The organism is Methylobacterium sp. B4 (assembly GCF_003201865.1).
Taxonomy (GTDB): domain Bacteria; phylum Pseudomonadota; class Alphaproteobacteria; order Rhizobiales; family Beijerinckiaceae; genus Methylobacterium.
This window is the reverse complement of record NZ_QJJJ01000001.1, coordinates 58,504-78,193: the sequence shown is the minus strand read 5'-3', so window position 1 is coordinate 78,193 and position 19,690 is coordinate 58,504. Positions and strand designations below refer to the sequence as shown.

The 19,690-nt window shown below is 71.1% G+C and carries 18 protein-coding genes; 12 read left to right on the top strand and 6 right to left on the bottom strand.

What is annotated here, in order from left to right:
* The first annotated feature begins 2 nt into the window (after positions 1–2).
* Positions 3–1,715, top strand: coding sequence for an apolipoprotein N-acyltransferase (lnt, locus tag BY998_RS00350; RefSeq protein WP_110349642.1), 1,713 nt, complete (start codon positions 3–5; stop codon positions 1,713–1,715).
* Positions 1,716–1,905: 190 nt separating this feature from the next.
* Positions 1,906–2,613: a BA14K family protein gene (locus BY998_RS00345; RefSeq protein WP_110349641.1), complete on the top strand. Its 708-nt coding sequence runs from the start codon at positions 1,906–1,908 to the stop codon at positions 2,611–2,613.
* 106 nt (positions 2,614–2,719) lie between these two features.
* Here the strand turns inward: BY998_RS00345 and BY998_RS00340 are convergent, their stop codons facing one another.
* Positions 2,720–4,312, bottom strand: a complete 1,593-nt coding sequence (locus BY998_RS00340) for a catalase (protein WP_110349640.1) — start codon at positions 4,310–4,312, stop codon at positions 2,720–2,722.
* 146 nt (positions 4,313–4,458) lie between these two features.
* Here BY998_RS00340 and BY998_RS00335 point away from each other — a divergent pair, with 146 nt between their 5' ends.
* From BY998_RS00335 to BY998_RS00325, 3 genes are read left to right on the top strand one after another with little or no spacing between them, the layout of a single operon-like run.
* Complete coding sequence (locus BY998_RS00335; RefSeq protein ID WP_110349639.1) at positions 4,459–5,436, top strand: LysR substrate-binding domain-containing protein; 978 nt, start codon at positions 4,459–4,461, stop codon at positions 5,434–5,436.
* A gap of 48 nt (positions 5,437–5,484) precedes the next feature.
* Positions 5,485–6,543, top strand: coding sequence for an AbrB family transcriptional regulator (locus BY998_RS00330; RefSeq protein WP_110349638.1), 1,059 nt, complete (start codon positions 5,485–5,487; stop codon positions 6,541–6,543).
* Positions 6,540–6,884 (top strand): diacylglycerol kinase, encoded by a 345-nt coding sequence (locus BY998_RS00325; RefSeq protein WP_110349637.1) that lies wholly within the window; start codon positions 6,540–6,542, stop codon positions 6,882–6,884. The genes BY998_RS00330 and BY998_RS00325 overlap by 4 nt, the downstream gene beginning before the upstream one ends.
* Positions 6,885–6,898: 14 nt before the next feature.
* Here BY998_RS00325 and BY998_RS00320 read toward each other — a convergent pair whose 3' ends face one another.
* Both BY998_RS00320 and BY998_RS00315 read right to left on the bottom strand, forming a co-directional pair.
* Positions 6,899–7,096 carry a hypothetical protein gene (locus BY998_RS00320; protein WP_110349636.1) on the bottom strand — a complete coding sequence of 66 codons (198 nt, stop codon included), beginning with the start codon at positions 7,094–7,096 and terminating at the stop codon, positions 6,899–6,901.
* Positions 7,093–7,377 carry a hypothetical protein gene (locus BY998_RS00315; protein WP_245421429.1) on the bottom strand — a complete coding sequence of 95 codons (285 nt, stop codon included), beginning with the start codon at positions 7,375–7,377 and terminating at the stop codon, positions 7,093–7,095. Before BY998_RS00315 ends, BY998_RS00320 begins: the two co-directional genes overlap by 4 nt.
* A 207-nt stretch (positions 7,378–7,584) precedes the next feature.
* On the opposite strand from BY998_RS00315, the gene BY998_RS00310 reads away from it, so the two are divergent.
* Positions 7,585–8,235: a metallophosphoesterase gene (locus BY998_RS00310; RefSeq protein WP_245421428.1), complete on the top strand. Its 651-nt coding sequence runs from the start codon at positions 7,585–7,587 to the stop codon at positions 8,233–8,235.
* On the opposite strand, the gene murI is transcribed toward BY998_RS00310, so the two are convergent.
* The gene (gene murI / locus BY998_RS00305; RefSeq protein ID WP_110350220.1) at positions 8,153–9,025 is read right to left on the bottom strand and encodes a glutamate racemase; all 873 of its coding nucleotides are present in this window, start codon (positions 9,023–9,025) and stop codon (positions 8,153–8,155) included. The two genes, BY998_RS00310 and murI, sit on opposite strands and share 83 nt — an antisense overlap.
* 250 nt (positions 9,026–9,275) lie before the next feature.
* Here murI and egtB point away from each other — a divergent pair, with 250 nt between their 5' ends.
* The 3 genes from egtB (at position 9,276) to BY998_RS00290 (ending at position 12,164) form a co-directional block, all read left to right on the top strand.
* Positions 9,276–10,538 (top strand): ergothioneine biosynthesis protein EgtB, encoded by a 1,263-nt coding sequence (gene egtB / locus BY998_RS00300; protein WP_110349634.1) that lies wholly within the window; start codon positions 9,276–9,278, stop codon positions 10,536–10,538.
* Between the two features lie 47 nt (positions 10,539–10,585).
* Positions 10,586–11,563, top strand: coding sequence for an L-histidine N(alpha)-methyltransferase (gene egtD, locus BY998_RS00295; protein WP_110349633.1), 978 nt, complete (start codon positions 10,586–10,588; stop codon positions 11,561–11,563).
* A 166-nt stretch (positions 11,564–11,729) separates the two neighbouring features.
* Entirely contained in the window at positions 11,730–12,164 is a 435-nt protein-coding gene (locus BY998_RS00290) for a DUF992 domain-containing protein (protein WP_181425396.1), read from the top strand.
* 3 nt (positions 12,165–12,167) lie between these two features.
* Here the strand turns inward: BY998_RS00290 and BY998_RS00285 are convergent, their stop codons facing one another.
* The gene (locus BY998_RS00285; protein WP_110349631.1) at positions 12,168–12,608 is read right to left on the bottom strand and encodes a DUF779 domain-containing protein; all 441 of its coding nucleotides are present in this window, start codon (positions 12,606–12,608) and stop codon (positions 12,168–12,170) included.
* Between the two features lie 214 nt (positions 12,609–12,822).
* On the opposite strand from BY998_RS00285, the gene BY998_RS00280 reads away from it, so the two are divergent.
* The 3 genes from BY998_RS00280 to BY998_RS00270 all read left to right on the top strand — a co-directional run bounded on the left by BY998_RS00280 (position 12,823) and on the right by BY998_RS00270 (position 17,921).
* Positions 12,823–15,510, top strand: coding sequence for a nitrate reductase (locus tag BY998_RS00280; RefSeq protein WP_110349630.1), 2,688 nt, complete (start codon positions 12,823–12,825; stop codon positions 15,508–15,510).
* A gap of 169 nt (positions 15,511–15,679) precedes the next feature.
* The gene (gene cysG / locus BY998_RS00275) at positions 15,680–17,137 is read left to right on the top strand and encodes a siroheme synthase CysG (protein WP_110349629.1); all 1,458 of its coding nucleotides are present in this window, start codon (positions 15,680–15,682) and stop codon (positions 17,135–17,137) included.
* 196 nt (positions 17,138–17,333) lie between these two features.
* Positions 17,334–17,921: an SCO family protein gene (locus tag BY998_RS00270; RefSeq protein WP_110349628.1), complete on the top strand. Its 588-nt coding sequence runs from the start codon at positions 17,334–17,336 to the stop codon at positions 17,919–17,921.
* Here the strand turns inward: BY998_RS00270 and BY998_RS00265 are convergent.
* The gene (locus BY998_RS00265; protein ID WP_245421427.1) at positions 17,866–19,665 is read right to left on the bottom strand and encodes a glycosyltransferase family 2 protein; all 1,800 of its coding nucleotides are present in this window, start codon (positions 19,663–19,665) and stop codon (positions 17,866–17,868) included. The genes BY998_RS00270 and BY998_RS00265 overlap by 56 nt on opposite strands.
* Positions 19,666–19,690: the final 25 nt, after the last annotated feature.

Here is a 19,690-nt window from a genome sequence, read left to right as displayed (position 1 = left end):
GGATGAACGCGCCCAGCCGCGCCGCCGGCGCCGGAACGCGCCCGGCCGCGGCGCGGATCGGCTTTCTCGAAGCGCTCGCCCACCGGATCATCCTGAGCCAGGGCTGGGTGCGGTTCGCGATCGCCGTGGCGGCGGGCGCCGTGGGCGCGCTCGCCATGCCGCCCTACGGCTTGTTTCCCGCGCTCATCGTGTCGCTGGCCGTCGCTGTCTGGCTGATCGACGGAGCGGCGATCGGCGGCTCGGGCCGGCGCACGGTGCTCGTCTGCGCCGGGATCGGCTGGGCCTGGGGCTTCGGCTACTTCACCGCCGGGCTGTGGTGGCTCGGCGCGGCCTTCCTCGTGGAGGCGGATCAGTTCGCCTGGGCGATGCCGCTCGGCGTGGTCGGCCTGCCGGCGGTGCTCGCCCTGTTCTTCGCCGCCGGCTTCGCCGCGGCTCGCCTCGTCTGGTCGCGGGGGGCGAGCCGCATCGCGGCGCTCGCCTTCGGGCTCGCCGCCGCCGAATGGCTGCGCGGCCACCTGTTCACGGGCTTCCCCTGGAACACACTCGGCATGGCGCTGGGCAACAACCTCTGGACCATGCAGGGGGCCTCGCTCGTCGGCCTCTACGGCCTGACCCTGCTCGCCGTGCTGATCGCCGCCGCCCCGGCCACGCTCGCCACCGGCGCGACGCCCCGCGGCCGGTTCGGGCCGACCCTGGCGGCGCTGGCGACGCTTGCGGGACTGGCCGCCTTCGGGGCATGGCGCGTGCCCGCCGCCCCCGATCCGACCGTGGCCGGCGTGCGCCTGCGGCTGATCCAGCCGAACATCCCGCAGGACGAGCGTTTCGGCGCCGGACGGCGCGAGCAGATCGTCGGCAAGTATCTCGAACTGAGCGACCGCGCCCTCTCACCGCAGCGCACCGGCATCGCCGACATCACCCACCTGATCTGGCCGGAATCCGCCTTTCCCTTCCTGATCCAGCGCGATCCGGAGGCGCTGGGGCGGATCGGCGCCGCCCTGCCGGAGGGCAAGCAGCTCATCACCGGCGCGGCGCGGGCGCGCACGCTTCCCGAGGGCGAGCGGCTGACCCGCGAGAACGCCGTCTTCTACAACTCCATCCTGACGATCGGTGGCGGCGGGCGTCCGGGCGATACCTACGACAAGGTCCACCTCGTGCCCTTCGGCGAGTACCTGCCGGGGCCGCTCGACGCGCTTCTTCGGGCGGTGGGCCTGCGCCAGTTCGTGTCCGTTCCCGGCGGCTTCACCGCAGGCGACCGCGCGGGCCAGCGCATCCTGAACGTTCCCGGCTTGCCTCCGGTCGCCGCCACGATTTGCTACGAGGCGATCTTTCCAAGTGCGATCCTGCCCGGCGATCCGCCCGAGGGCGCCCCCGCCGAGACGGACCGGATTCCGGGCCTGATCCTCAACCTCACCAACGACGCGTGGTTCGGCGATACGCCGGGGCCGCGCCAGCACTTCGCCCAGGCGCGGCTGCGGGCGGTGGAGGAAGGTCTGCCGCTGGTGCGCGACGCCAATTCCGGCATCTCGGCGGTGGTCGATGCCCATGGCCGGATCGTGGCGAGCCTGCCGCTGGGCGTCGAGGGCGTGCTCGATGCGGATCTGCCCGTCCGTCTGCCCGGCCGCACGCTCTACGCCGCCTTCGGCGACGCATCGTTCGGCCTCTGGCTGATCGCCTGCCTGCTCGTCGCGCTCGCCGCCCGGCGCCACCGCTCGTAGCGCAGGGCCGGATCGCGCGTCTTCCCGCGCATTCGCCTGTCTTCCGAAGAAGATCCGCGGCACAAGCGCGACATTCACGCAATCTTGGCCGTAGGATCAACCGTCTCCGCTCTGCGTTCTGAGAATAAGGGCCCAGTCTGCCGGTGGAAACCGGCGCGGGCCATTCTCGCGATCCGTAAGGGAATTGACGATGAAGCGCATATTCATGGCCTCGGCCGTCCTCGCGGGCGCACTGGCCTACCTTCCGGCCACGGCCGATGCCCGCCCGATCGGTGTCGGTGGCTCCGGCGGACTCGGCGGCGGCAACTTCCGCAGTGCGCTCGGCGCCGGTGGCGTGAGCGGGTTCGGCAATTCCGGCTTCCGCGGCGGCGGACTGGGTGGGGGCCGCTTCGGTGGCGGCGGCTTTGCCGGGCGCCCCGGCTTCGGCGGCGGTGTCGGAATCGGCGGCGGTGGCTTCGGCGGTCGCCCCGGCTTCGGCGGTGGTGTCCGCCCGGGCTTCGGCGGCGGGGTCGCCGGTGTGCGGCCCGGCTTCGGCAATCGCGGCTGGTACGGCGGCAACCGCTGGCGGAACGCGGGCTATTATCGCCGCGGCTATGGCTACGGTCTGGGCGGGGTCGGTCTCGGCCTGGGCCTCGGCGCCGGTCTCGGCCTCGCAGCGGGCGGCCTCTACGGCGGCGGTTACGGCTATCCGGGCTATGGGTACGGCTACGACGACGGCTACTACGCACCGGCGGGCGGTTATGCTCCGGCCGGCTATTACGGCACCGAGACGGTGACGACAGGCGTCGGGGGTGGCGACGACGACGCGGTGGCCGAGTGCGCCCGCCGCTTCAAGACCTACGACCCGCAGACCCAGACCTACGCCGTCAGGCGCGGCGTGCGTCGCTCCTGCCCGTAAGGATCGAAGGGGGAGCGCCACCCTCGGCGCTTCCTCTTTCTAAAAAAAATGACCCCGCCCGGCCTGCTGGCCGGGCGGGGTTTTTCATGGTCCGGTGCGCGATGCCTTACTCGGCAGCGACCTTGTGCGCGGCGTTGCTGCCGTCGGTGTAGGTCTCGGCCTGGAGGCGCTTATGCGGGGCGGCACGGCCCGGCAGCGGCGGCAGGGCCTTGGCCTTCTCCAGATCAATCCCGGCACCCTCGGCGACGCGGCGGCCGTAATCCTCGTCGGCGTGCCAGAAGTGCCAGACCATCCGAAGCTGGATGGGCTCGGGGCACTGCTTCATGTCGGCCACGAGGTTGGCGATCAGATCCTCACGCTCCCAATCCTGGAACGAGCGGTAGCGCACGCCGGCCTGGGCATAATCGTCCTCGGTGCGCGAGGTCTGGTAGCGGCCGAGGTTGCCCTGCACCGGCTGGTGATAATCCTTGGCCGGCTTGGGCGCCTCGCGCAGGCCCTCGGCGAGCGTCGAGGGCTCGTAGTTGATGTGGCGGTTCGGGCCGGTACCATCGACGCTGTAGGTCATCTGGCCGTCGCGCTGGTTCGAATAGACCTTCACGCCGGGCTGCGGCGCGTTGATCGGCAGCTGCAGGTAATTGGCGCCGACCCGGTAGCGCTGCGTATCCGAGTAGGACAGCGTCCGGCCCTGGAGCATCTTGTCGTCCGAGAAGTCGATGCCGTCCACGAGCACGCCCGTGCCGAAGGCCGACTGCTCGACTTCCGCGAAGAAGTTGTCCGGCACGCGGTCGAGCACCATGCGGCCGACCGGCAACAGCGGGAAATCCTCGACGGGCCACAGCTTGGTGTCGTCGAGCGGATCGAACGACAGGTGGTCGTTCGGGCCGTCGGGCATGATCTGCACGCAGAATTCCCACTCGGGGAAATTGCCGGCCTTGATGTTGTCGTACAGGTCACGGGTGGCGTGGCCGACATCCTTGGCCTGGATCTCGGACGCCTGGGCCGAGGTCAGGTTGCGCACGCCCTGCTTGGGCTCCCAGTGGAACTTGCAGAGCACCGCCTCGCCCTGATCGTTGACGAGCTTGTAGGTGTTGACGCCCGAACCTTCCATCTCGCGATAGTTGGCCGGAATGCCCCACGGCGACTTCAGGTGGGTGACCATGTGGATCGCTTCGGGGTGCTGGGCCACGAAGTCGAAGAAGCGCCACGCTTCCTGGCGGTTCGTCACCGGGTCCGGCTTGAACGCGTGGATCATGTCGGGGAACTTGATCGCGTCGCGGATGAAGAAGACCTTGAGGTTGTTGCCCACGAGGTCCCAGTTACCGTCGACGGTCTTGAACTTCACCGCGAAGCCGCGCGGGTCGCGCTCGGTCTCAGGGCTCTCCTTGGCGCCGGCCACGGTGGAGAAGCGGACGAACATCGGAGTCTTCACGCCGGTCTCGTTGAGGACGCGGGCGCGGGTGTACTTGGAGGCCGGCTCGTCGCCGATCTTGCCGTAGGCCTCGAACCAGCCGTGGGCGCCGGCGCCGCGGGCATGGACCACGCGCTCCGGAATCCGCTCGCGATCGAAGTGCGTGATCTTCTCGATGAACTGGTAGTTCTCGAGCGTCGCGGGCCCCCGCTCGCCGACCGTGCGCGTGCTTTGGTTGTCGCGGACCGGATGGCCCTGGCGGGTCGTCAGAATCGGGCGGTTCTCGCTCATGCGTCACACTCTCCTGGAAATTCGGACGGTTCGGTGGGGCGGCCCACGGGGGACCTGAAACCTGGAACCATTCTGGCTCGCAGGTATGACCCAGGCATGACCCATTGGCAAATGCATCGTCGCAAAGACTGTGATAGATGCTGTCTATGAACCTGTCCGGCCTGTCCCTTCGGGATCTCGAATATGTCGTCGCGGTCGCCGATGAAGGGCATTTCGGACGCGCCGCCGAACGCTGCAACGTGAGCCAGCCGACACTCTCCGTGCAGGTGCGCAAACTGGAGAACGCGCTCGGGCTCGCCTTGTTCGAGCGTTCCAACCGCCGCGTGCTGCTCACGGTTGCGGGGCAGGGGATCGTGCGGCAGGCCCGCGTGGTGCTGAGCGAGGCGCAGCGCCTGCTGGCTCTGGCCGTCGAAGGCCGCGGCTCGCCGCTGACCGGACGGCTCGTGCTCGCGGCAATCCAGACGCTCGGTCCCTACTACTTCCCCCTGGTGCTGCGCCTGCTGCGCCAGGAATTCCCGCTGTTGACGTTGGCGCTGAGCGAGGCGCGCACGGCGGAAATCCTGGACGGCCTGCGCGACGGTCGCATCGACGCGGCGCTCGTCTCCCTGCCGGTGGCGGCCTCCGGGCTCACGGTCTCGCCACTCTTCCTGGAGCCGTTCCGGCTGGCCTGCCCGTCCGACCACGCCCTGGCGCGGGGCGGACCGCTGCGGGCCGAGGAGATCGCCGGCCCCGACCTGCTGCTCCTCGACGAGGGCAATTGCCTGCGCGACCAGACCATCGCCGCCTGCGGCACCCTGCGGGCGGCGGGCCGCCACGCCACCAGCCTGGAGACGCTGCGCTCGATGGTGGCGGCGGGCGCCGGCTACACCCTGATCCCGGCGCTCGCCATCCCCTCCGGCCCCGATCCGAGCGGGCTGACGGTGGTGCGGCACTTCGACGGGGAAGGTCCCGGCCGAACCGTGGCCCTGGCCTGGCGCTCCAGCGATCCGCGTGCGGCGGGACTCGCGCATCTGGCCGCCTTCTTCCGGGCGCACGCACCGCCGAGCACCATCGCCTGCCAGGATGACCCGAATCCGATCCCGGCTTCGGGCGCCTCGCGTGACAGCCGTTCCGAAGCAGTGTAGCGGCGGGGCCTGATCCCGCCGCCTCCGCCGCACAGCGCCCCGCACGCCTTGCCCGACCTCGCCACGCTCGTGCGCTGGACCGCGCTCGTCGCCGTCTCCGGCCTGCTCGGCTGGGCGCTCAGCCATGCCGGCTTTCCCGCCGCCTTCCTGCTCGGGCCGATGCTGGCCGCCATCGTCTTCGGCGTGCGCGGCGCCGGCCTGTCCTTCCCGCGCCCGGCCTTCCAGGCTTCGCAGGCGGTGGTCGGCTGCCTCGTCGCCCATTCGGTGACCGGCGAGATCGTCAGGACCCTGCAGGACGACGGATGGGTGATCCTCGCGGTCGTCCTCGTCACCGTCGCGGTGAGCGGACTGGTCGGGCTGGTGCTGACCCGGCTGCAGGTTCTCCCCGGCACCACCGCCGCCTGGGGCTCCGCTCCGGGCGGGGCGGCGGCCATGGTGGCGATGTCGGAGGAATACGGCTCCGATCCGCGCCTCGTCGCCTTCATGCAATACGTGCGCGTGGCCGCGGTGGTGCTCTCGGCCTCGCTCGCCGCGCGCCTCCTGGCCGATATCAGCGGGCCGGCGACCGCTTCGGCGGCGCAGCCGCCGCACACGCTCCCGGCCCTGCTCGCGACGCTCGCGGTGGCATTGGCCGGCGTCGGCCTCGCGCGCGCCCTGCGCCTGCCGGCCGGGGCGCTGGTCGGGCCGATGCTGCTCGGGGCGGGGCTGCACGCCTTCGGCCTCGTCGAGCTCGCCCTGCCGGAGCCGGTTCTGGCGGCGGCCTATGCGGGGATCGGCTGGTATGTGGGCCTGCGCTTCACCCGGCAGACCCTGCGCACCACGCTCCACGCGCTGCCCGGCATCCTCGCCGCCACCGCGGCGATCATTCTGATCTGCGCCGCCTGGGCCTGGGGGCTGACCGGCCTTCTGTCGATCGACTACCTGACGGCCTTCCTGGCCACGAGCCCCGGGGGGCTCGACTCGGTGGCGATCATCGCCGTGGGCTCGAAGGCGGACGTGTCCTTCGTGCTCGCGGTTCAGACCCTGCGGCTGTTCGTGGTGCTGGTGACCGGGCCGGTGCTCGCCAAGTGGATCGCCCGCGCGGCCCCCGGAGGGCAGGGGGCGTGATCGCGCTTTACCACGCCTTCCTGAATTCGTGGCGCGGCCTCGTCTTCGGCGCCCGCACGGAGCGGGCGATCCGGCTCGAACTCCTGCTGCTGGCGCTCGGCCTGCCCGCGGCACTTCTTCTGGGCGGCACGCTGTGGGTGCGCGTCGCGCTGCTCGTCAGCCTGCTGCTCATGCTCGGAGCGGAGTTCCTCAACACCGCCATCGAGAAGCTGTGCGACCACCTGCATCCGGACCGGCATCCCCGGATCGGCATCGTGAAGGATCTGGCCTCCGCCGGAGCCTTCCTGACCCAGGCCATCGCCGCCCTGGTCTGGCTCGCAGCGTTGATCGACCGCCTCTGACCGCGAGGCCGCGCTCAGCGGTCCTCCTGCTCGGTCCAGACGGCCCAGCCGCCTCCAAGCGTCGTCGCGGCGATGATGACCCACACGCCGATCCGCCCGACGCAATCGACCAGCCACGCGTGCACGGCCGAGAAACTGAGCGTCACCACGCAGTCCCAGATGCCGAGATAGAGAGCGAGCGCGAAAAAGATGACGGCGAGGGGCCGCGTCATCGATCCTCCGTTTCCTTCCACAGAGCCCAAGCCCCGGCAAACACCATCGCACCGATCAGCAGACGCATACCCGTATGCCCGATGAATTCGACGAGCCACGCATGAACGGCGGAGAGGCTCAGGTCCAGGACCCAGCCCCAGGCCGTGATGATGGTGGCGACCGCGACGACAATAAGGAGTTTCGTCCAAATCGGCATAAGACCCGCGCTATCACGATCATGCGAGCACTCCGATCGGTCGAGGCGACGTTCCGTCACGAATCCTCCGACAAAGCGCAACATCGCCCGATGCATCCGCCGGATCGACGAGACCGAACGTGGTTCGACCCGCTTCCCGGCAACTTCCGGCTCCCCGCTCGCGTCCGCCCAACCAACCGCGCCGACATGTCGGCTTGAGGCAGTCGAGGACGGTGCCAATTGCGAGGCGACCAGGTTCCTTTTTCATCCCGATCGGAACAATGCATTCACTCACATTAGCGTGAAAGTCATATGGCGATATTCTTCACCGCCGACACGCATTTCGGCGATTGTAACCTTGTGGCGCGTCAACGCCCCGCCTTCGTCTCGGTCGAGGCGCATGACGAGGCACTGATCGCGCGCTGGAACGCCCGGGTCGGGGAGGGCGACACGGTCTGGCATCTCGGCGACTTCGCGGCCCATGCCAGCCGGGAGCACTGCGCCGCCGTCTTCGCGCGGCTCAACGGCATCAAGCGCCTCGTGCACGGCAACCACGACACCAACCGCGTGCTCGACCTGCCCTGGGCCGAGCCGCCGGTGGAGAGCGCCCGGATCGGGGCGCAGGACGCCTCGGGGCGCAGCTGGCGGCTGTTCCTGTCGCACTACGCCCACCGCGCCTGGCCCGGCCTGTGGCGCGACACCCGTCACCTCTACGGCCACACCCACGCGACCCTGCCCGATACCAGCCGCTCCTGCGACGTCGGCGTGGATGCCTGGGATTTCTCGCCTGTCGGCCTCGCCGAGATCGTGGCGCGGCAGGATGCGGCGGAGCAGGCGCCGGAGGAGATGCTTCTGCGCGGACGGCGTCGAGGATCGGCCGTCAGCTCAGGACCAGCGGCATCGCCTCGACCTGCGTCTCGCAAAGCCCCCGCTGCTCCAGCGAGCGCCCGAGCGCGGGCGTGAGGCCCGTCCCACCGGTGAACACGGCCCGGGCCGCCGGCGCGTCCGGCGCCCGCTGCGGCCGCTCTCCCAGGAGCTGGACGACGCGGCGGGCGATGGCCGGGGCCGGGTCGATCCAGGTGACCGGCCAGGGAGCGAGCCGCTCGAAGCGGGTCAGCAGCAGCGGGTAGTGGGTGCAGGAGAGGCAGACCACGTCGGTGCGCCGCCCCTCCGTCTCGACGAAGCAGGGCGCGATCTCGGCCAGGATCGCCGCGTCCGAGACGGGCGCCCCCGCCATCTCCGCCTCGGCGTAGCGGGCGAGGTTCTTCGAGCCCACCAGCGTCACAGCGCAATCGGCGGCGTAGCTGCGCACGAGGTCGTGCGTGTAGCTCCGGGCCACGGTGCCGGGCGTCGCGAGCAGCGAGACGAGGCGCGAGCGCGTCAGCGCGGCGGCCGGCTTGATCGGCGGCACCACGCCGACGAAGGGTGTGACGAAGCGCTGGCGCAGGGCCGGCAGCACCACCGTCGAGGCCGTGTTGCAGGCGATCACCACGAGATCGGGCGCGTGGCGGGCGAGCAGGCGCTCCATCACCGCGATCATCCGCGCCACGAGCTGCGGCTCGCTCAGGGCCCCGTAGGGAAAGGCGGCGTCGTCGGCAACGTAGAGGTAGGCCGCATCCGGGCGGGCGCGGCGCACCTGCTCCAGCACGGTCAGACCGCCGAGGCCGGAATCGAAGACGAGGATGACCGGCTGTGGGTTGTGGGCCGGCAAGGCCGCGGAAAGGGTTGCCCCTGCCATCAGATCGATCCGCATGACCGTCTCACCCGGGCTCGCGCAGAATCCCTGGACCGTCATCCTTGGGGTCTGCGGGGGACCGAGTTTCGAAGCGCGACGGTTAAGGACACCTCACTGCGGCGGCAAAAAGGCTGCCGATCCGGCCCGAAAGCGCCGTTGGCGTGAGGGTGCGGCAAAGGGGTGCGACGAACGGCTTGGCCGTCCCATGCGTTGTCGTGGAGCGATCGACTTCTATTTCCCGCGCCCAACGGAGGAAGAGATTCCAACTATGGCAGCCGGCGCAGCACGTCTCACCTCTCCCGAGAGCCGCGCGGCCTTCCCGCCGCCGCCCCTCGACGCCCGTCCGATCGACCGCGACGCCTGGATCGCGGCCTTCCGTACCGTGCGCGACGAGACCGAGCGGCGCGCCGCGCCGCTCTCGCCGGAGGATCAGCAGATCCAGTCGATGGAGGATGCGAGCCCGACCAAGTGGCACCGGGCGCACACGACGTGGTTCTTCGAGCAGTTCCTGCTCGGCGCGCACCGGCCCGGCTACGCCGTCTACGACGAGCGCCTGCACTACCTGTTCAATTCCTACTACGTGCAGGCCGGCCCGCGTCAGCCGCGCTTCATGCGGGGAATGATCACGCGGCCCACCGCACAGGAAACCGCCGCCTACCGCGCCCATGTCGACCGCGCGGTGACGGTGTGGCTGCGCGAGGCCTCCGACGAGGCGCTGGCGCAGGCGCTGCCGATCCTGGAGATCGGCCTCTACCACGAGCAGCAGCATCAGGAGCTGATGCTCACCGACATCCTGCACGCCTTCGCGCAGAACCCGCTCGACCCCGTCTACGAGGCGCGCTGGACGATGCCTGCGGGGCAGGCATCCGCCGGCCGGACTGCTCTCGAAAGAGGCATCACGCAGATCGGCCACGACGGGACGGGCTTCGCCTTCGACAACGAGGGCCCGCGCCACGATGTCCTGATGCTGGGCACGCACATCGACCGGGGTCTCGTGACCAACCGCGACTGGCTCGCCTTCATGGCGGATGACGGCTACGCGCGGGCCGAACTCTGGCTCAACGACGGCTGGGTCTGCGTCCAGCGGGAGGCCTGGGAGGCACCGGGCTATTGGCGCCGCGAGGCGGAGGGCTGGTCGACGATGTCGCTGGCCGGCCGCCAGGCGGTCGATCCGGCCGCTCCGGTCACCCATGTCAGCTACTACGAGGCGGATGCCTATGCCCGCTGGGCCGGGCGCGACCTGCCGACGGAGGCCGAGTGGGAGGTCGCCGCCCGCGACGGCCTGATCGACGATGCCTTCGGCCTCGTCTGGCAATGGACCCGCAGCGCCTACGGTCCCTATCCGGGCTATCGGCCCGTGGCCGGGGCGCTCGGCGAGTACAACGGCAAGTTCATGTCGAACCAGTATGTGCTGCGCGGCTCCTCGGTCGCGACCGCGGAGGGGCATGCGCGAGTCGGTTACCGCAACTTCTTCTACCCTCACCAGCGCTGGCAGTTCACCGGCCTGAGGCTCGCCGACGCGCAGGGCTGAGCCCGCCGCCCTTCCATCCCGTCTGCCCGCGGTCCCGGAGACACGCTTTGACGATCGATCCCCGCCTCTCGGACTCCTCTTCCGCCGAACCGGTCACGGAGGACGGCGTTTTTCTGGCCGATGTCTGGGACGGCTTGGCGGCCAAGCCCAAGGTCCTGTCCGCCAAGTACTTCTACGACGCCGCCGGCTCGGCGCTGTTCGAGCAGATCACGGCCCTGCCGGAATATTATCCGACGCGCACCGAGCTGCGCATCCTCGACGAACGCGGCCCGGACATCGCCGCCCTGCTGCCGAAGGGGGCTGCCCTGGTGGAGTTCGGCAGCGGCTCCACCGCCAAGCTGCGGCGCCTGCTGCGGCACCTGCCGGACCTCTCCGCCTACATCCCCGTCGATGTCTCGGGCGCCTTCCTGACGGAGCAGGCTGAAACCCTGCGCGCGGACCTGCCCGACCTCACGGTCGAGCCCGTGGTCGCCGACTTCACCCGCCCCTTCACCCTGCCGGACAGCGTGCGCGACCGGCCGCTGGCGGGCTTCTTCCCCGGCTCGACCATCGGCAATTTCGAGCCCGGCGAGGCGGCGCGCCTGCTCGACGTGTTCGGCCGCATCCTGGGCCCAGGCGCGACGCTGGTGATCGGCGTCGATCTCGTGAAGGACCGCGCGGTGCTGGAGGCAGCCTACGACGACGCCGCCGGCGTCACCGCCGCCTTCAACCTCAACCTCCTCCGCCGCATCCAGCGCGATCTCGAAGCGGACATCGACGTGGAGAGCTTTCGCCACCGGGCCTTCTTCAACGCCGAGGCCTCGCGGATCGAGATGCATCTCGTCAGTCGCCGGGCGCAGACCCTGCGCGTGGCCGGCCGCGGCTTCGCCTTCGAAGAGGGCGAATCGATCCACACCGAGAACAGCTACAAGTACACGCTCGACGGCTTCCGGGCGCTCGCCGCCCGCGCCGGCTGGTCCCCGCTCGAGGCCTGGACCGACAGCGACGGCCTGTTCTCGGTCCACGCCCTGCGGCGGGACGGCTGACCCGCGGCCGACGCCCCGCGGAGGCGCCACGCTTGCGCGTTGCGTCGCGGCCGGAGCCGACGCAACAATCGGCGAGGACGACGCCATCGGCCGGAAATGCGGGCCGACCATGGTTAACGGCAACGCTTCCTTGGGGAAGCGGAACATTCCTCACGGAGCCGTTGCCATGCGTGCCGTCCTCGCCGCCGTCGTCTTTGCCACCCTCTCCATCGCCACTGAGACCGACGCGCGCACGACCGATGGTGCCGGAGAAGGCCGGGCGGCGGGCACGCTGACCTGCCGGACACGGGACGACCTCGGCCTCGTCTTCGGCACCGCGCGGGTCGCGGCCTGCACCTTCGTGACCGGCGACGGCCTGCGCCAGCCCTACGCCGCGCTCCTGCCGCCGCGGGCGGGCGGGGAGGGACGGCACGTGATGACTTGGCAGGTGGTCACCGCCGACGGCACCAGCCGGGCGGGCCTCCTCGACGGGGCCTTCGCCGGCGACGAGGCCGGCCGCCTGCGCGGCCCGGCGGCTCTGCTCGCGCCGCTCGACGCGCCGGGCGAGACGAGCCTCCGGCTGGCGGCGCACGAGGCTCGCGTCGAGGTCGGCGCGCGCTGACGGCTACAGGCGGCAGGCGCCCGACAAGGCCTCGTTCTCGGCGCTGGTGAACAGCCGTGAGCGGACGTGGAAGCGCTTCTCGCGGCCGTTCTCCAGGGAGAACATGCCGCCGCGGCCGGGAACCACGTCGAGCATGATGTGGGTGTGCTTCCAGACCTCGAACTGCGAGCGCGAGATGAAGAAGTCCGCGCCGCCGACCCGGCCGAGATGCACGTCGCCGTCGCTGGTGATGAAGTCGCCCACCGGGTAGCACATCGGCGAGGAGCCGTCGCAGCAGCCGCCCGACTGGTGGAACATCACCGGTCCGTACTCGGCCTTCAGCTCCTCGATCAGTTCGAGCGCGGCCGGCGTCGCGGTCACGCGCAGCGGCGTGCCGGCATTGTCGGCCTGCTCGGCGGTCACGGGCTCGATCCCCTCGGCGGGTTGGCTCGCGGGCTCGCTCATGGCTTCGTCTCCCTGATCGTCGGAACGCTTCGGTCCGGTTCGGCGGCAGGATAGCAGAGCCCGCCCCGCTCAGAACCCTGAGCACCCGCGCGAAGTGCCCCGCGCGCCTTGGACTTTTCGCCACCCCCAGGTGGCATGCGGGCGCTCGGCCCGACTTTTGCGACCCTCGGCGGAACGTCGGTGCGACGACGAGAAAGCCGCCGAGGATGCGTCGATGAGCCTGCCCACCCCCGATCTCTCCGCACCGGTGGTGAAGACGACCTGTCCCTATTGCGGCGTCGGCTGCGGCGTGCTCGCCACGCCCGACGGGCGGGGCGGTGTGGCGATCGCGGGCGACCCCGATCATCCGGCCAATTTCGGCCGCCTCTGCTCCAAGGGCTCGGCGCTCGGCGAGACGGTCGACCTCAAGGACCGGCTGCTGTCGCCCACCGTCGACGGGCAGGCCGCGACCTGGGAAGGCGCGCTCGGCGCCGTCGCGGGCGGCCTGCGGAAGATCGCCGAGCAGCACGGTCCGGACGCCATCGCCTTCTACCTCTCCGGCCAGTTGCTGACGGAGGATTATTACGTCGCCAACAAGCTGGCCAAGGGCTTCCTCGGCACGCCGCATGTCGACACCAATTCGCGGCTCTGCATGTCCTCGGCGGTGGCGGCGCACCGCCGCGCCTTCGGCTCGGACACGGTGCCCGGCTGCTACGAGGATCTCGACGAGGCCGACCTGATCGTGCTCGTCGGCTCCAACGCTGCGTGGTGCCACCCGATCCTGTTCCGCCGCATGCTCGATGCGCGTCAACGCCGCGGCACGAAGATCGTCACCGTCGATCCCCGCCGGACCCAGACCGGTGAGGAGGCCGACCTGCATCTCGGCCTCGAACCCGGCAGCGACACCGCCCTGTTCTCCGGCCTGATGACGTATCTGGCCGGGCAGGGAAAACTCGACGGTCGCTTCATCGAGGAGCACACCGCCGGCTTCGAGGGCGCCCTGGAGCGCGCCCGGCAGATCGCGCCGGATGTCGCCGCCACCGCGCGGGCGACGGGCCTCGCGGAGGCGGAGGTGCAGGCCTTCTTCGACCTCTTCGCCCGGACGGAGCGGGTGGTGACCGGCTTCAGCCAGGGGGCGAACCAGTCGGCGCAAGGGACCGACAAGGGCAACGCCATCATCAACTGCCACCTCGCCACCGGGCGGATCGGCCGGCCCGGCATGGGCCCGCTCTCGCTCACCGGCCAGCCCAACGCCATGGGCGGGCGCGAGGTGGGCGGGCTCGCCAACATGCTGGCCGCCCACATGCACTTCGCCCCCGAGGAGGTGGACCGGGTGCGCCGCTTCTGGCGTGCGCCCAACATCATCACCGGCGAGGGCATGAAGGCGGTCGCGCTGTTCGAGGCGATCGAGCGCGGCAAGATCAAGGCGCTCTGGGTAATGGGGACGAACCCGCTGGTCTCGATGCCGCGGGCCGACCGCATCCGCGAGGCGCTTCGCAGCCTCGACCTCTACGTCGTGTCCGAGGCGGTGGCCAACAGCGACAGCGCCCGCGCCACAGCCAAGAAGACCGTGCTGCTCCCGGCCCTCGCCTGGGGCGAGAAGGACGGCACGGTGACGAATTCCGAGCGGCGCATCTCGCGCCAGCGCGCCTTCCTGGAGGCGCCGGGGCAAGCGCGGGCCGACTGGGTGATCATGAGCGACGTGGCCCGTCGGCTGGGCCACGGCGAGGCCTTTGCCTACACCTCCGCCGTCGAGATCTTTCGCGAGCACGCCGCGCTCTCGGGCTTCGAGAACGACGGCACCCGCGACTTCGACCTCGGTGGCCTCTCCGAGATCGGCGCGTCCGCCTACGACCGGCACCTGCCGCTGCAATGGCCCGTCCCGAAGCGCGGGCCGGAGGCGAAGCGGGGCCGCGCCCGGCTGTTCGCGGACGGGCGCTTCTACACCTTCGACCGGCGCGCCCGCTTCGTGGCGGTGCAGCCGCCCGCGCTGGCGCAGCCCGTCACGGCCGAGCGCCCGCTGGTGCTCAACACCGGCCGCATCCGCGACCACTGGCACACCATGACCCGCACGGGCAAAAGCCAGCGCCTCTCCGCGCACCGCGCCGTGCCCTTCGTCGAGATCCACCCCGACGACGCGGCCCGCTACCGCCTGACCGACGGCGGCTTTGCCCGCGTCACGACCGAGCTCGGCGAGGCGATCCTCGAAGTCACGGTCACCGACGGCATCCGGCCCGGCTCGATCTTCGCGCCGATGCACTGGAGCGACATGACCGCCTCGCACGGGCGCGCCGCCGCGCTCGCCCGCGGCATTCCGGACCCCGTCTCGGGCCAGCCGGAACTGAAGGCAACGCCCGCCGCGATCGAGGCGGTGGCCTACCGCTCCCGCGGCTACCTGTTGACCCGGGAGGTGCACGCGGCACCCGCCGGTTGGTGGTGGGCGCGGGCGACCGTCGAGGGCGGCTCCGGCCTGCTCTTTGCCACGGGGGAGGGCTCGCGGGAGATGGCGCTCGCGGTCCGCGGGATGTTCCCCGGCCACGAACTCGCCGAATACGTCGATCATGCCCGGGGGCTCTATCGCTGCGCGGTCTATGCGGGGGACCGGCTCGTCGCCGCGCTCGCCGTGGCGCCGGGCGAGCGTCGCCCCGAATGGGAACTCGCCAAGGGGGTCTTCGCCGCCCCGGCGATCGAGGCAATGGATCGGCGCAGCCTGCTCTCGGGACGGGCCGCGACGGCCTCGGCCGGCCCGGTCATCTGCGCCTGCCACGGCGTCGGGCTCGACACCATCAACGCGGCGATCGGTGCCGGAGCGGGCTCGGTCGAAGCGGTGGGGGCGGCCTGCAAGGCGGGAACGAATTGCGGCTCCTGCATCCCCGAGATCCGCAAGCTGCTGCCGCAGGCGCTTGCGCGCAGCGCCGCGTAGGGGCAATTTTCACGCAGACCGGCTCTCCTCTCCCTTGTGGGAGGAGGTGGGAGTGGGGTGGTGCAGGATCGGGCGCAGCGGTGCCTTCTGCAACCACCCGCCCCCGGCCCCTCCCTACAAGGGGAGGGGAGCGCACCGGCCCTCCAGAGAAACGAACGCGTCGAACCGTATGAGCACGCCCCGCCAACCCCGCGAAACCCGCGCCGGCCTCGAGCCGCTGGCGGTGCTGCCCGTCTTCGTGCCGCTTCAGGACAAGCGGGCCGTGCTCGCCGGCTCCAACGGCGGCGCGCCCTGGAAGGTGAAGCTGCTGGCCGCCGCCGGCGCCCGGGTCGATGTCTACGCCGAGGAGCCCAGCGAGGAGCTGCGCGGCGTGCCTGCCGAGATCGCCGCCGGCTCGGTGACGCTGCACCAGCGGCGCTGGACACCCGAGGATCTGGCGGGCGCCGCCTTCGCCATCGGCGCGATGGAGGACGAGGACGATTGCATCGCCTTCGTCGCGGCGGCGCGCGCGGCCGGCGCCATCGTCAACGCCGTCGACCGGCCGCACCTGTGCGACGTGAAGTTCGGCGCCATCGTCAACCGCTCGCCGCTGGTCGTCGGCATCTCGACGGAGGGCGCGGCCCCGGTCTTCGGGCAGACGGTGCGGGCGCGCATCGAGGCGATGCTGCCCCGCGACTTCAAGCACTGGGTCGCGGCGGCGCGGGACTGGCGGGAGACCGTCTCCGCCCGCTTCCACGGCTTCTCGGAGCGGCGCGGCTTCTGGGAGCGTTTCACCGACCGCGCCTTCGCCGAACCGGACCGAGCGCCGACGGAGGTCGACCTGTCCGACCTGCTGGGGCAGGCCGAGGCGCTGCCGATGGGCGGCGCGGTGACGCTGGTGGGCGCCGGGCCGGGCGACGCCGAACTCCTGACGCTCAAGGCCCTGCGGAGCTTACGCAACGCCGACGTGATCCTCTACGACGACCTCGTCGCCCCCGAGATCCTCGACTACGCCCGCCGCGAGGCCCGCACCATGCTGGTGGGCAAGACCGGGCACGGGCCCTCCTGCCGCCAGGACGACATCAACGCGCTGATGGTTTCGCTCGCCAAGTCCGGCAAGCAGGTGGTGCGCCTCAAATCCGGCGACCCGCTCGTGTTCGGGCGGGCCGGCGAGGAGATCGAGGCCTGCCAGGCCGCGGGCATCCCCTGCACCATCGTCCCCGGCGTCAGCGCGGCGCAGGGCGCTGCGGCCGCCCTCGGCGTGTCGCTGACCCACCGCGACGCGGCCCGGCGCCTGCAATTCGTCACCGGCCACGACCGGCGCGGCGCCCTGCCCGACGACCTGAACTGGGGGGCGCTGGCCGACAGAAGCGTCACCACCGTCGTCTACATGCCCAAGCGGACGCTCGCCGCCCTGCTGGAGCGGGCGGTGGCCGAAGGGCTCGCCCCCGAGACTCCGGCGCTGGTCGTGTTCAATGCGACGCGGGCGAGCCAAGCCACGGTGGCCGGCACCGCTCGCGACTTGGCCGGGCGCGTCGAGGCCTCGGGGCTGGAAGGGCCGGCGATCCTGATGGTTGGCGAGGCTCTGCGCCGGCACGGGGTGCGGGCGGACGAATCCGCCCCGGCGGTTCAAGCCGAGGCCTCTTGATATCGTCCGCCCTGCCGCCCGCGCGGCAGGGTCCCGGCTCGCAAAAAGCTCCGCCGCCGCGCCCGCGCGACGGGAAACCGCGGAGACTTTTTCACTTCTTTGGCGAATCGCTCATCTTGAGTCGGTAACAAGCCGCGCCGGCGGATCGTCCGCGGCCGTCGCCCGCCGCTCAACCTCGAAGAGCCTCGTAGAGCCCATGCGTCTGTCCCGCCGCGTTCTCCTGCCCATCGCCGCCTTCGTGGCGGGCCTCGTCGCGCTCTCCGCCGCGGCGGTCGTGACGCTGGTGCCCCAGCAGCAGGGCGGGGCGACCGGCATCGGCGGCCCTTTCACCCTGGTGAACCAGGACGGCAAGACCGTGAGCGAGCGCGACTTCGCCGGCCAGCCCTACCTGATGTTCTTCGGCTTCACCCATTGCCCGGACGTCTGCCCGACGACGCTGCAGCAGGTCGGCGACGTGCTGGCGGCCATGGGCTCCAAGGGCGATGCGCTCAAGGTCGCCTTCGTCACCGTGGACCCGGAGCGCGACCGGCCCGAGACGCTGAAGTCCTACCTGTCGAGCTTCGATCCGCGCATCACCGGCCTTACCGGCAGCCCGGAGCAGGTGGCTGCGGCAGTCAAGAACTTCCGCGCCTACGCCAAGAAGGTGCCGAGTTCCGGCGGCGACTATACCATGGAGCACACGGCGCTCGTCTACCTCATGAACGCCCGCAACGGCTTCGTCGGCGCGGTCAACCTGAACCGGCCGGCACCGGAGACGGCGGCGGAGCTGGCGAAGCGGATCTGAGCCCGGCGCCCCAGCGGCCCGCGAGCGCGCCGCTGCGCGAATGGCGCGCCAGCCCGTGCTCGGTCTTGTTCCAGCGGTGCGGGTGACGGGCGAGTTCGAACACGGCGAGCCACGCCGCGAGGCTGACCAGCAGGTAGTAGGCCGGCAGGAGCGCTACGAGAGGCAGGAGATCGTGCCAGCCCCGCCGGAGGCAGCCGACGATGCCGGGAAGCCAGATCGCGGCGAGCCCGCCGAGGAAGATCGTCCATGCGCCGGCCCGGGTAAGGTACCGCAGGACACCGCCCCCACCCTCGTCCAGCATCAGTTCGGCGAGGCCGCCGACCAGCATGAACGGGTAGAACAGGGCCGAGACGACGGTGCCCGGCAGCAGGGCCAGCGCGCACAGACTCTCCGCAGGGCCGAGCCTGCGGTAGGTCGCGAGCGGGAAGCGTCCATGGGTGGCGCTGGTCTGCAGAAAGCCCTTCATCCAGCGGGTGCGCTGGCGCAGCCACGCGCCGAGGCGCTTGGGCGCCTCCTCGAAGGTCGAACTCGGCAGGTCGCCGACATGGTAGCCCGCGAGCGCCAGGCGCAGGCCGAGATCGGCATCCTCGGTGACGTTCCACGGGTCCCATCCATGGAGACGCCGCAGCACGTCGGTGCGGAAATGCGTCGAGGTGCCCCCGAGCGGCGTCGGCATGCGCCACGCGGCGAGCGCCGGGCCGAGCACGTCGAACAGGGCCGCATACTCGATGGCGAAAAGGCGGGGCAGCCAGCCGTCCCCGTGGTTGTCGATGACGAGGCGGCCCTGCAGGCAGGCGACGGACGGGGCGGAGGCGGCAAAAACCGCCGCGGCGACCCGCAGTTGATCCGGCTCGATCACGTCCTCCGCGTCGTAGACCACGAGGAGGTCGCCGCGGGCGAGCGCCAGGGCGGCGCAGAGCGCCCGCGGTTTGGTGCGCGGCAAGCCTTCGGGCACGGTGACGATCTCGAAGCGGGGTGGCAGCGGCACCGCCCGCAAGGCCGCTGCGGTCTCGTGATCGCCCGCTTCCAGCAGGAACTTGATGTCGAGTTTCGCCGCCGGATAGTCGAGCCGGCCCAGGCTGTACACGAGCCGCGGGATGACCCTCGCCTCGCGATGGAGGGCGACGAGGATGGTGTAGGTCGGAAGGGCGTCGTCCGGCAGCCCGGGACGCGCGACTTTGGGCGCCGCGCTCATCGCGACCGCGGCGAGACGGAAGGTCAGCAGGGCGATCATCAGGACCTGGACGAGCGCCAGCAGGACGAGGCTGGTGAGCGTCGGCAGGCGGATCAGCAGGGTCAGAAGAGCGAGGGCGAGGGCGATGAGCGCGAGGTCGATCGCCTGCAGCCCCGGACGGCAGGACCATGCGGGATGCCGGCGCTGCAGGCTCTCGGCGGCGTCCCGAGCGATCTCGTCCCCGTTCCGAGCGAAGACCGCCAGCCGCAGGGCGGTCGGGGTGGTGATGGCGGGTGGAGCGTCCAGCCGACCTGCCGCCGCGATCAGCCGGGCCACGGCCCTCCCGCGCGGTGCGGCAACGATGCGATGGCACTCACCCCGCCCGAGCGGTGCGGCGCCGACGACGAGGCAGTCCGGATAGCGCAGATCCTCGCCCAGAGCGAAGCCCTCCGCGAGAAAGCGCGTCCCGAGATGGCGCGCCAGCACTCGATAGAAGCACTCCTCGGAAACCAGCCCCTCGTTGAGGAGCGCGGTGGCCGCATCGGTGCCGCAGCGACGCGCCGAACGCACGGCCCGCTCCAGAACATCGAGTGGG